Annotated in this window: 11 protein-coding genes; 2 read left to right on the forward strand and 9 right to left on the reverse strand. The window is 76.3% G+C overall.

What is annotated here, in order from left to right:
* The 3 genes from ACTJIY_RS12735 to ACTJIY_RS12745 form a co-directional block, all read right to left on the reverse strand.
* Nucleotides 1–1,461: a M15 family metallopeptidase gene (locus tag ACTJIY_RS12735; RefSeq protein ID WP_440674104.1), complete on the reverse strand. Its 1,461-nt coding sequence runs from the start codon at nucleotides 1,459–1,461 to the stop codon at nucleotides 1–3.
* A 357-nt stretch (nucleotides 1,462–1,818) separates the two neighbouring features.
* A complete protein-coding gene (locus tag ACTJIY_RS12740; RefSeq protein ID WP_253055242.1) occupies nucleotides 1,819–3,120 on the reverse strand; it encodes a threonine/serine ThrE exporter family protein in 1,302 nt (433 codons plus the stop codon).
* Between the two features lie 32 nt (nucleotides 3,121–3,152).
* Entirely contained in the window at nucleotides 3,153–3,569 is a 417-nt protein-coding gene (locus ACTJIY_RS12745) for a hypothetical protein (RefSeq protein ID WP_253055243.1), read from the reverse strand.
* An 85-nt stretch (nucleotides 3,570–3,654) separates the two neighbouring features.
* Between ACTJIY_RS12745 and ACTJIY_RS12750 the strand changes: the two genes are divergently transcribed.
* The gene (locus ACTJIY_RS12750) at nucleotides 3,655–5,313 is read left to right on the forward strand and encodes a mechanosensitive ion channel domain-containing protein (RefSeq protein WP_440674105.1); all 1,659 of its coding nucleotides are present in this window, start codon (nucleotides 3,655–3,657) and stop codon (nucleotides 5,311–5,313) included.
* Nucleotides 5,314–5,358: 45 nt separating this feature from the next.
* Here ACTJIY_RS12750 and surE read toward each other — a convergent pair whose 3' ends face one another.
* The 5 genes from surE to ACTJIY_RS12775 form a co-directional block, all read right to left on the reverse strand.
* Nucleotides 5,359–6,126: a 5'/3'-nucleotidase SurE gene (gene surE, locus ACTJIY_RS12755; RefSeq protein WP_440674106.1), complete on the reverse strand. Its 768-nt coding sequence runs from the start codon at nucleotides 6,124–6,126 to the stop codon at nucleotides 5,359–5,361.
* An 88-nt stretch (nucleotides 6,127–6,214) separates the two neighbouring features.
* A complete protein-coding gene (locus ACTJIY_RS12760; protein WP_440674107.1) occupies nucleotides 6,215–7,216 on the reverse strand; it encodes a 1-phosphofructokinase family hexose kinase in 1,002 nt (333 codons plus the stop codon).
* A gap of 9 nt (nucleotides 7,217–7,225) precedes the next feature.
* Nucleotides 7,226–8,089, reverse strand: coding sequence for a glycerophosphodiester phosphodiesterase (locus tag ACTJIY_RS12765; protein ID WP_440674108.1), 864 nt, complete (start codon nucleotides 8,087–8,089; stop codon nucleotides 7,226–7,228).
* Between the two features lie 91 nt (nucleotides 8,090–8,180).
* Entirely contained in the window at nucleotides 8,181–8,744 is a 564-nt protein-coding gene (locus ACTJIY_RS12770) for a TIGR03086 family metal-binding protein (RefSeq protein WP_440674109.1), read from the reverse strand.
* A gap of 140 nt (nucleotides 8,745–8,884) precedes the next feature.
* Complete coding sequence (locus ACTJIY_RS12775; protein WP_375822548.1) at nucleotides 8,885–9,943, reverse strand: 2,3-butanediol dehydrogenase; 1,059 nt, start codon at nucleotides 9,941–9,943, stop codon at nucleotides 8,885–8,887.
* A 307-nt stretch (nucleotides 9,944–10,250) separates the two neighbouring features.
* On the opposite strand from ACTJIY_RS12775, the gene ACTJIY_RS12780 reads away from it, so the two are divergent.
* Nucleotides 10,251–11,396: a VanZ family protein gene (locus ACTJIY_RS12780; protein WP_440674110.1), complete on the forward strand. Its 1,146-nt coding sequence runs from the start codon at nucleotides 10,251–10,253 to the stop codon at nucleotides 11,394–11,396.
* Here ACTJIY_RS12780 and ACTJIY_RS12785 read toward each other — a convergent pair.
* Nucleotides 11,383–11,565 (reverse strand): hypothetical protein, encoded by a 183-nt coding sequence (locus ACTJIY_RS12785; protein WP_253055251.1) that lies wholly within the window; start codon nucleotides 11,563–11,565, stop codon nucleotides 11,383–11,385. The two genes, ACTJIY_RS12780 and ACTJIY_RS12785, sit on opposite strands and share 14 nt — an antisense overlap.
* Nucleotides 11,566–11,570 lie beyond the last annotated feature (5 nt).

The following is an 11,570-nucleotide window of genomic DNA, read 5'->3' on the forward strand; positions in this document are numbered from 1 at the left end:
TCAGGAGAGGTCGCCGTACTCCCAGTGCCAGGGCTCGTTCTTCGAGCCGCCGGCGCGGGCCCACTCGGGGTTGTCCCAGCCGTAGGCCGGCGCGTTGGCGCGCATCCACTCGTACTGCGCGGTGCCGTAGCCCTGGATGCCGCCGCCGAGGTCGAGCGCGAGCGCCCAGCCGTGGTTCGACATGCCCGGGGGCGCGGCGAAGTAGCCGCGCGACGCCTTGACCGCGACCTGCGAGGCGTAGGAGCGGTACGAGTCCGTCACGGAGAGGTCCGCGCCGAACGTCTCGCGGAATTTCTGGTTGAGCGCCTCGATCTGGTGGGCGGCGTCGCAGCGGAGCTGCTCGCCCGGCGCGAACGACAGCTCGCACAGGGCGCTCGCGGGGATCTGCCCGTTGCCGAAGCCCGCCGTGGAGGCGGCCCACTGGTCGAGCTGTGCCGCGATCTCCTCGGCCGACGGCGGACCGGGCACGACCTGCACGGTCACGCCCGAGCCGGCCGCGTCGAGCAGCGTGGAGAGCTCGGCCGTCAGCGCGGCGATCTCCTCGGTGGACCCCGCGGGAGCCGGCGTCTCGGCGTCGGTGGTGGCGTCCGTCGCCGTCCCGGTGGTGAGGTCGGGCGACGCGGTCGCCGCCTTGGAAGCCGCCGCGTCCTCCTCGGGGGACTCGGTCGAGGTGTCAGCGCTCGTCGCGGCGTCGGGTGCCGCCGCGGTCTCCGCCTCGTCCGAGGACTCGTCCGACGCCGTGGCCAGGTCCGGCACGGTCGGCTCGAGCGTCGGGAGGGCGGCGAGGTCCTCGAGGGACGTGCGGGCCGAGGATCGGCTCGCACGGTCGGAGCCGCGCTCGGCGAGGTGAGGCACGCTCGCTTCGAGGGTGTCGGACGCGGTCAGCAGCGCGTCGCCCTCGGTGTCGACCGCGGCGTTGTCGTCGGCGGACTCGTCGTCGGCGGTGTCGGCTGCCGTGTCGTCGGCGGTCCCGCCCAGCCCGGAGTCGGCGAGCGAGGGCAGGCCGGCGAACGCCGACGAGCCGTCGGTCGGGGAGGCCGCGGTGACGGCCGTGCTGAGCCGGGTGCGCGCGTCCTCGATCTGGGCGATCTGCTCGGGAGTCAGCCCGGCGGCGCCCTCCCCGGTGAGGAACTGTGCCCGCACGAGGGCGTCGCTCGCCGCGTCGACGGTGGCGGGGTCGGCCGCGATCGCGCCCAGGGTCACCGGCGCCGTGCCGGCAGCGGTCGACGTGGTCGGTGCCGCGGACGAGGAGTCGGCGGGCACGTCCGCCGACGGCGCACCGCCGTCGGCGAAGGCGGCCGCGGCGGTGCTCGCGGTGAGCGCGACGGCCGCCACGGCGGCACCGGTCCCGAGGGTCCGGCGACGGCCGGGAGCGACGCGGGCAGCGCCCTGCGCGCCGCGGCGCGCGGCGGAGGCGAGGGATGCGGGGAGCGAGGCCCGGCTCGCGGTGTGGCGGCCCATCTAGCGTGCCTCGCCGGGGGCGGCGGGGCACGCGCCGGTGGTGCTGGACGTGTGCGGTGCGGTCTTCTGGTGCTGGGCAGTGGTCAAGCGAGCGATCCGATCATCGGGTCGTGGTCGCGGGCGGTCGAACGCGGAAGCGCTCCCATCCCTGGTGCACCTGCGCAGGACGGAGCGCTGGGTGACCACGACGGCGTGCGGTCGGGGCGGGACGCGTGCGCCCTCTCACCACGACGCCGGCTGGTCTGGTCGCAGGGTGGACCACGGAGACCGGTCGGCTGTTCCATCTTCAACTAGACGTGCGTCCAGCGGGACCCTCTGACGGGGGGAAGCCTCGGGAATGGGGTGCCGACCGTGTGGTCAGGATGTGAAGAGGGTACGTGTCACCCGTCCCGCGTCCCGCGTGACGGCCGACCCGACGAGCGTGCCGAGGGCGATCCCGAACACGGCGACGACCGCGTTGGCGATCTCCTGTGCCGCCTCCGGGCCGCCGTTCACCAGGTCCGAGAGGCCCAGCAGGCTGAGCGCACCGGGCACGAGGAGCCAGAACGCCGGGAGGGTCGTGACGGCGGCGGGCGGTCCGTGCGGCGTCCGCTCGACCAGCGCGGCGAGCGGCGCGATGACGAGGGCACCCACGAACCCCGCGAGCGGGGCGGCGGCGAGCGCCCCGGCGAGCTGGGCCGCGTACGCGCCGAGCAGGACGAGCAGCACCCAGGGGAGCGAGCCCCGCGGCGACGAGGCGAAGTACATCTGCCCGAGCCCGACGGCGAGGATCCCCACCCACGGCGCCCACCACCCGAGCTGGTCCGCGGCGGGGGCGGCGACGAGCGGGCCCGCGACCGCGGCCCCCGCGACGACGCCGAACACGAGCAGCAGGAGCTGCGCGACCCCGTAGACGAGCCGGCTCGCGCCGGCGACGATCTGGTTGCCCGTCAGCTCGATCGCGGCCACCGTGAGGACGGAGCCGGGCAGGAACGACACGAGGGGCGGCACGAGCACGCTCAGCGGGTCGTCGCCGAGCCAGGGGTGGACGACGTCGACCGCCAGGAGCGTCACGACGAACGCCGCGACGACGGGCAGGGCGGTGGCGAGCGTCGGCCACCGCGTCCCGAGCCAGCGCAGGGCGCCGACGAGGATCCCGAGCGCGAGGTAGACCGGCAGGAGCCGGGCGGTGGGGTTGAGCACGAGGCCGAACCCGACCGTGAGCAGCCCGTGGCCGACGATCGTGAGCACCGCGCCGAAGCGGGGCGGCCGCTCCACGATCGCGCGCAGCTCGGCCCGCGCGTCGGCGAGCGGGACGTCGGTCGTGCGCAGGCGGCGCACGAGGGTCGTGAGCGCCCCGATCTGGTCGAGGTTGAGACCGCTCGCGGCAGCACCCGCGAAGTCGGCGACCGTGCCGCCCGCCGTGCTCACCCGGACGAAGACACCCGTGGGGAGGACGAGCGTGCCCACGGTGGACGCGCCCGAGCGTCGCGCGACGGCCTCCAGGTCGTCCTCGACGTCGGTCACGGAGCGTCCGGAGTCGAGCAGCGCCGTCCCCAGCTCGCGCAGGAGCGGGACGAGGTCGGGGGACACCTCGGGCGGCTCGGGATCGACCGCGGGGGGCGGCTCGTCGCCCAGCGCGCGCAGCACGCGGCGCACGACGGACGGGGCGCGTCGCACGTCGTCGAGCCAGCTCGCCCTGCGCCCGCGGGTCAGGGCGGGTCCCCGGTGCTCGCGGCGACGAGCGCGAGCAGGGCCCGCGCGTACGCGTCGGCGGCGTCCGCCGCGGCGAACGTGCCGAGGTCGTCGAGCACCTCGGTGCGGACGACGTACCCGGCGTCCGACCGTTCGAGCGCGCGGAAGGTGCCCCCGAGCAGCTCCCGGAGCTGCTCCTCGAGCGGGTGCCACAGCGCGTCCTCGAGCGCGACCGAGTCGAGCGCCCACTCGGTCGTCCCGTTGAAGCCGAGCACGACGCCGGTGTCGAACTCGTGCGGCTCGATCGTCATGTCGCTCACGGTGAAGACGTCGCCGTCGCCGCCCGTGGCGAGGAGGCGGAAGCGGTCGCCCGACGCCGGCGACCACCTCACGCCCGCGTCGCGCAGCGCGAGCGCGAGCTCCCACGAGATCATGCCTGCCACGGTAGGCCCGGCCCGCGCGGCCCGCACGAGCGACCGCCCGGAGGTGACCCCCGGTCGCCCTGCCTAGCCTGAGGTGATGGACACCGAGCTGGAGAACACGACCGACGTGCTCGTCACGCTGGGCGCGGTCGCGGCAGGAGTCGTCGTCGCGTTCGTCCTGGGGACCGTGATCTCGGCCGTCGTGCGCCGGGCCGGCCGGCGCAGCGAGCTCGCGCGCGACCTGTCGCGGCGGCTGCGCCGACCGGACCGTGCGGTCCTGACCGTCGTCGCGGTGTGGGTGGCGGTCCGTCTGACGACCGACGCCTCGACGCCCTGGCGCCCGGCGGTCGAGCACCTCCTGCTCATCGCGCTCATCCTGGCCGGTGCGTGGTGGGTGGGCGCCATCGCGTTCGTGCTCGAGGACTCCGCGCTGCAGCGCTACCGCATGGACACCGCGGACAACCGGCACGCGCGCCGCGTCCGGACGCAGATCACGGTGCTGCGCCGGCTCACCGTCGCGGTGATCGTCGTGTGCGCGGTCGCGGGCATCCTGCTCACGTTCCCCGCCGCGCGCGCCGCCGGGGCGAGCCTGCTCGCGTCGGCGGGGCTCATCTCGATCGTCGCGGGCCTCGCCGCGCAGACGTCGCTCGCGAACGTGTTCGCGGGCATGCAGATCGCGTTCACCGACGCCATCCGCGTGGACGACGTCGTGGTGCTCGAGGGCGAGTGGGGGCGGATCGAGGAGATCACCATGACGTACGTCGTGGTGCACCTCTGGGACGACCGCCGCCTCATCATGCCGTCCACGTACTTCACGACGACGCCGTTCCAGAACTGGACCCGCCGCGCCGCCGACCTGCTGGGCACGGTCGAGCTCGACCTCGACTTCGAGGTGCCGGTCGGGCCGATGCGGGCCGAGCTGCGGCGTCTCCTCGCGCTCACCGACCTGTGGGACGAGCGCGTCGGCATCCTGCAGGTGACCGACGCCGTCGGGGGCCTCGTGCGGGTCCGCGCCCTCGTCAGCGCGCACGACGCCCCGACGCTGTTCGACCTGCGGTGCTTCGTCCGGGAGGGCCTGGTCGACTGGCTGCAGCGCGCCGCCCCGCAGGGCCTGCCCCGGACCCGGCTCGAGCGCGCCGCGGACGCCGCCGACCTCCTGCCGGGGGAGCCGGGCGAGCCCGCCGCGGCGGACGCCGAGCGGCCCGACGGGACCGGCACGGGCGGCGACGGGGTCCCCGTGGCCCCGGCGCGACCGCCGCGCCTCCCCGCGGAGCGCGGGTCGCGGCGGGCCGACGCGCCCGTGGTCCTCGGGACGATCCGGCGCGCGGGGAAGGGCGCCGGCGCGGCGCCGAGCGAGGACCCGACGCGGCTCGTCGGGGTCGTGCCCGGCCCGGCGGGGCGCCCGGACGAGCGGGACGTCGACGCCGGCGCCGGTCACGACCGCGCCGGTCACGACGCCGAGGTGCCGGGCGGGACCCGGCCGCTCCCCGCCGTCGGGCACGACGTGCACGGCGACGCGACGCCCGAGGCCGCGGAGTCCGCCTTCTTCAGCGGGACGCCCGAGGGGGAGGAACGGTCGCGCGCGTTCGCCGGGCCGGGTCAGGACGTCATCGACGAGCGCGAGCGCACGGCCGAGCACGGCGCCGTGCCGGACCACGACGCGCCGGACGACGCGCCCGACGCGGGGGCGCCGCGCGACCCCGCCGACGACGGGGACGGCGTCCGCGAGGACGACGACCGCCGACCCGGGACCTGAGGACCGGACCCGGACGCGTCCCCGGCGCGCCCGACAGCGAGCGGATCAGGTCAGGCCGGGGACCTCGACCGTCACGTCGGCGTACGGCGCGACGAGGAGGGTCGCGGTCGCCCACCCGCGCGTGAGCAGGCCGGTGTCGGAGTCGGGCTCGGAGTGCCGCTCCGTGCCGGAGTACTGGAGCACCAGGTGCCGGTCGCCGTCCTCGTGGATGTTCGCCTGGACGAGCCCGAACGTCGCGAGCGGCGCCTGGCGCAGACCGCGCAGCCGGTCCGGCGGGACGTCGGGGACGTTGACGTTGAGCGTGCGGCGGTCGAGCGGGACGTCCCGCGACGCGGCGTCGTCCATCCACGCGAGCACGTGGTCGGTGACGAGGCGCGCGGTGTCCCAGTGCTGCGGCTCCGCCGCGTCGACCGAGACGGCGAGCGACCGGATCCCGTGCGTCATCGCGGACAGCGCCGCGCCGACCGTCCCGGAGTGCAGGATCGCGTTGCCGGTGTTGGCGCCCTTGTTCGCCCCCGAGAGCAGGAGGTCCGGGCGGGGGCCGAACCCGCCGTAGGCGGCGACGAACGCGATGAGCGCGGGGGCGGCGCGGACGGCGTAGGAGGTCACGTCGTCGGGCAGGCCCGGCGCCTGGTGCGGCTCGACGGCGAGCCGACCGTCGCGCTCGGCGCCGAGCAGGGACGCGCTGGCGCCCGACGACTCGCGGGCGGGGGCCGCGACGACGACCTCGTAGCCGGCGTCGAGCGCCGCCCCGGCGAGGACCGCCAGGCCGGGGGAGTCGATCCCGTCGTCGTTGGTCACGAGGGCGCGCACGGTGGTTCTCCTCTGTCGTCGGGGTCGGGGTCGGGGTCGGGGTCGGGGAGTGGGGGTGGGGGTGGGGTAGCCGGCCCGGCGGCCGGGTTCAGGTGCGGGCCTCGCGCACCGTGATGCGGCGCGCGAGGCGCTCGATCTGGTCGCGCCGGCCCGTGCCGAGCCCGCGCCGCGTGACGTTGAGCGCGCCCGCCGCGGCGCCCAGGCGCACGGCGTCCGGGAGCTCGAGGCCGCGGCCCAGCCCGACGGCGATGCCGGCCGTCATGGAGTCGCCCGCGCCACGGTGGTCGACGGTCGTGATGCGCGGCGTGCGCACGGTGTACGTGTGCTCGCGCGTCACGAGCAGCGAGGGGTCGTGCGCGCGCGACACGACGACCGCGCGCGGCCCGGCGTCGACCATGCCGCGCGCGGCGGCGAGCAGGGCCGCCTCGGTGTCGTCGTCGGCGAACCCGCCGTCGACCATCTCCTCGTGGCTGATCTTGAGCACCGCGCCGGGCGCGTCGGCCACGGCGCGCGCCTGCTCCCCGGAGAGGTCGGCGACCACCTGGCGCTCCGAGGCGTGCAGGTCGCGCGCGAGCCGCCCGAAGAACGACGCCGGGACCCCGATCGCGGTCTCCGACCCGGTGAGGATGGTCACCGCGGCGTCGAGCCCGGAGACGAGGACGGTGCCGTACAGGTCGTCGACCTCGTGGCGGTTGAGCGGGAACGGGTCCATCGTCACGACCTCCTCCCGGTGGCCGCTGCGCCGGTCGTGGACGTACGCGCCGTTGCCGCCGGTCGTCGTCGCGCGCAGGTCGAGGTGCTCGGCGCGCGCGAGGTGCGCCGCGACCGTGCCCGTCTCCCCGCCGAACGGGCCGCACACCACGACCTGCGCGCCGAGCGAGTACGCCATGCGCGCGAGCCACAGCCCCTGGCCGCCGGGGTGGACGTGCACCTCCGGCGAGGTCTCGTACGGCCCGGCGGGCTCGATCTCCACCGTGAGCAGAGGTGTCAGCGCGAGCACGCACACCGCCGGGGCGCGCGCGGCTCCCGGGCCGGACGGGTCGGGCGGGGTGGGGAGCGGACCGGGCGAGGGCGTCGGGGTGGCGCTCATCCGTCCACGCTAGGGGCGCGGCGGCCGGTTCACCCGCCGAGGATCCTCGAACCGCGCGTCGAGCCAGCCGGCGAGCCGGTCCGGCCGGTCCGTCATGATGCCGTCGACGCCCTGCGCGAGGAGGTCGTCCCACTCGTCCGTCGTGTTCGCGGTCCAGGCGTGCACGCGCAGCCCCGCGCCGCGGAGCGTGTCCACGAGGCCCGGCTCGTGCGCGAGGAGCGCGACCTCCGGGTTGCAAGCCACGACTCCCAGGTCCGCGCACACGCTGACGAGCTCGGCGAGGCTGTCGGGGTGCAGCGCGAGCAGGAGCGCGCGGTCGAGGTGCCCGGCGGCGTCGCGCAGCGCGGCGACCGTGGGGGGCCAGAACGACTGGACGAGCACCCGGTCCGCGAGCCCGGCGTCGTCGACCTGCTTGGTCACGAGCAGGACGTCCTCGACCGACCAGACGCCCTTGAGCTCGACGAGGAGCCCGACACCCGGGTGCGCGACGGCGAACCGCGCGACCTCTGCGAACGTCGGGACGCGCTGGCCCGCGTACGCGCGCGAGAACGACGACCCGGCGTCGAGCGCGCGGACCTCGGCGAGCGTGAGCCCGTCCACGCGGCCGGTCCCGTCCGTCGTCTCGTCCACGACGTCGTCGTGCAGCACGACGACCTGCCGGTCGGCCGTGAGGTGCACGTCGAGCTCGATCGCGTCGGCGCCCGCGCGCACCGCGGCCTCGAACGCCGCGAGCGTGTTCTGCGGCGCGACGGACGAGTTGCCGCGGTGCCCGACGACGAGGGGACGGCCCCCGCGGTCGGCCGCGGCCCGGAGCAGGGGCGGCGCGTGCGTCGTGCGCTGGTCCGGGGTGCGACCCCGAGCGGTGGGTGGCATGGGGTCAGTCTCGCGCGCGACCCGCGCGCCCGTCCTGCCGGGGCCGCCTCCGGGCAGACCGTTCCGCGAACGTTCACCCGGCGTGCGACCGTCAGCGGCGGCGGCCCGTGAGCGCGAGCAGGTGCGTGAGGTCGTCGGCGCCGTCGTCGACGTCGAGCGGGCCGCGGAACAGCGGGCCCGGCTCGAGGAACGTCGAGCGCGACTCCGCGTAGTGCAGCGCCCACGTGACCAGCGCGGGCTCGCCCGTCTCGTCCGCCCCGACGGCGCGGGCCAGGTCCCAGGCGTGCACCACGAGGTCGAGCGTCATCTGGGCGCAGTACTCCGCGCCCGACTCGTCGCCGTAGGACAGGTGCACGCGGCGGTCCAGGGCGTCGGGAGCGAGGAACGCCTCGCGGGCCTGGACGGACGCGTCGACCCACCGGTCCACCGGGTCGTCGCCCAGCACGTCGCCCTCGAAGACGGTGCCCACGTCCTCGATCCAGCGCCCGGCGAGCAGCTCCGGGGCCCAGAGCTGCTCGGCGGTGAGGTGGTTGACGAGGTCGCGCACCGTCCAGTCGGCGTCCGGGGTGGGCAGCGCCCACTGGTCGTCGCGCAGCGGGCGGACGATCGCGTCGAACGCGCCGATCGCGTCGCCGTGGGCGGCGAGGACATCCATGCGGCACCTCCCGGAGGCCTCGTGAGCCTCCACCGTGGCACGCCGGGCGGCGCGCCGCAGGTCGAGCGCGGCGCGTCGACGAGCACGGGTCGAGCGCGGCCCGCGGCCCCCGGGGACGGGGAGGGCCGCGGGCCGCCGTCTCACACCGACACGACGATCTTCACGTGGTCGTCCTTGTGGTCGATGAGTTCGCGGTACCCCTTCTCCACGACGTCCTCGACGGCGATGCGGCTCGTGACGAACGGGGCGAGGTCGACCTTGCCCTCCTGCACGAGCCGGATGACCGCCGGGTGGTCGTCGGCGTACCCGATGGCGCCCTTGATCGTGAGCTCGCGCAGCAGCACCGTCATGACGTCGAGCGTCGGCGGCGCGGAGAACAGCGCCACGATCTGGAGCGTGCCGCCCGCCTTGAGCGCGTGGGTCAGGGTGTCGAGCACCGGCTGCGCGCCCGAGCACTCGATCGCGACGTCCGCGCCGCGGCCGTCGGTGAGCTCGAGCACGCGCGCGGCGACGTCGACCTCGCGCGGGTCGAGCACGACGTCGGCCACGCCCGTCTCCAGCGCCTTGGCCTTGCGCGCCCCGCTCACCTCCGTGACGATCGTCCGCGCCCCGATCGCGTGCAGGACGGCGCACGTCAGCAGGCCGATCGGCCCCGCCCCGCCCACGAGGACGGTGTCGCCCGCCTGAGCCCCGGACAGCCGCACGCCGTGGTACGCGACGGCCAGCGGCTCGATCAGCGCGGCCTGGTCCAGCGGGACGTCGCCCACCGGGTGCACCCACCGGCGCTCGACGACGATGTGCTCGGACAGCCCGCCGCCGCGGCCGGAGATCCCGATGAACCCCATCTTCACGCACGCGTTGTACAGGCCGTCGCGGCACGGCGGGCACTCGCCGCACACCATGAACGGCTCGACCACCACGGCATCCCCGACCGCGAGCCCGTCGACGCCCTCGCCGAGCTCCTCCACGACCCCGGAGAACTCGTGGCCGAACACGACGGGCAGCGTCTCGCCCGACAGCGGGTGCGGCTCGGTCTCCGACGGCGCGGGCGGGAAGGGGCCCTCGAGGTACAGGTGCAGGTCGGACCCGCAGATGCCCGTCCACGCGGGCCGGATCTTCACGGTGCCCGGCCTGGTCTCGGGCTCCGGGACGTCCTCGATCCGGAGGTCTTCCTTGCCGTGGTACCGCGCCGCCTTCATCGTCCTCACCTCGTCCGTCGGGCCGCGCGCACCGGTCGGTGCGCGGCGGGCGGTCCCCGGGCCGGTCCTCGGTGAGCCCTCGGCGGGCCGTGGCGACCGACCGCACCTCCACGCTAGGCCGCGGTCCGGCCCGCACGCCGCGCCGAAGGTCCTCGGGGACGAGGCCGGTCGTCGTCGACGCTCGTCCGGGAGGCGGGCAGCGGGCGCCGGAGGGCGGCGCCGCGGGCGCCGCCGCGATACTGGAGCCCGTGACCACGACCCGCACCCGCGCACGCCGACCCGCCCCTCAGCACGGCGGGAGCCGCGCGTGATCGACAGGTGGACGTGGCCGGCGTACGTCGGCGTCGTCGGCGGCGCGCTGGTCTTCGCGGCGTTCCTCGTGCCCGCCCTCGCGTGGCAGTCGCGCCGGTACGGCGGCCTGAGCGGCCGCCGCCTGGTCGGGGCCGCGGCCGTCGCCGTCTACGGGGTGGCGCTCGTCGCGTACACGCTCCTGCCGCTGCCCGCCGGCGACCTCGCCGCGTGGTGCGCCCGGTACGGCGTCGCGGGGGCGGAGCTCGTGCCGTTCCACTCCCTGGTCGACATCCGGCGTGACACCGCCGGCCTCGGCGCCGGCGCGACCCTGCGCAGCGCGGCCGTGCTCCAGGTCGTGTTCAACGTCGTCCTGTTCGTCCCGTGGGGGCTGCTCGTGCGGCGCTACCTGGGGCGCGGCGTCGTCGTCGCGACGCTCTCCGGGCTGGCCGCGTCGGTGCTCGTCGAGACCACCCAGTACACGGGGATCTTCGGGCTCATCCCGTGCTCGTACCGCGTCGCGGACGTCGACGACGTCCTGACCAACACGCTCGGCGCGTTCCTCGGGGCGCTCGCAGCGCCGCTCGTGCTGCGGTGGATGCCGCGCGCCGCGGAGCTCGAGGCGCGCCGGGACGAGGCGCGACCCGTGACGGTGTGGCGCCGCTGGCTCGGGATGCTGCTCGACGCGCTGCTCGTCACCGCGCTCGGGGTGGTGCTCCAGGTGGGCTACCGCACGGTGCTCCTCCTGCTCGGGCGTCCGCTGCCCGACGGGACGGACTGGCCGCAGTGGCTGCTCGGCACGCTCGTCCCGTTCGCGCTCGTGTTCGTCGTGCCGACGTTCCTCGGCAGCGGCGCGTCCTGGGGGCAGCGGACCGTGTGGCTCGCGCCGCGCTGGGCGGGCCGGCCCGGCACGACGGCGCAGCGCGTCGCCCGCGCGGCGGCCGGGGGCGCGCTGTGGGGGGCGCTGGGCCTGCTCGCCGACCTGCCGACGGACGTCCCGGCGGCGCTCGCGGTGGTGGGCGACGTGGCCGCGCCGGTCGCGTGGCTGTTCGCCGTGGTGTCGGTCGCCGCGGTCCCGTTCACGCGCGGACGGCGCGGGTTCTCCGGGGCGGTGACCGGGGCGGAGGTCGTCGACGCGCGGGAGGCGGCGCTCAGTCCTGCGTGAGGAGCCCGACGGTCAGGGCGATCGCGCCCCAGATCACGAGCCCGCCGCCGACGGCGATCGCCATCCCGTTCGCCCCGGTCGACCCGGCTCGGCGCGCGCCGCGGGCGGCCGTCGCGGCGATCGCGAGGCCGGACACGACGAGCACAGCCCCTGCCACGATCCAGAACATCGCGA

The organism is Cellulosimicrobium sp. 22598, assembly GCF_052044445.1.
GTDB classification, from domain to species: domain Bacteria; phylum Actinomycetota; class Actinomycetes; order Actinomycetales; family Cellulomonadaceae; genus Cellulosimicrobium; species Cellulosimicrobium cellulans_G.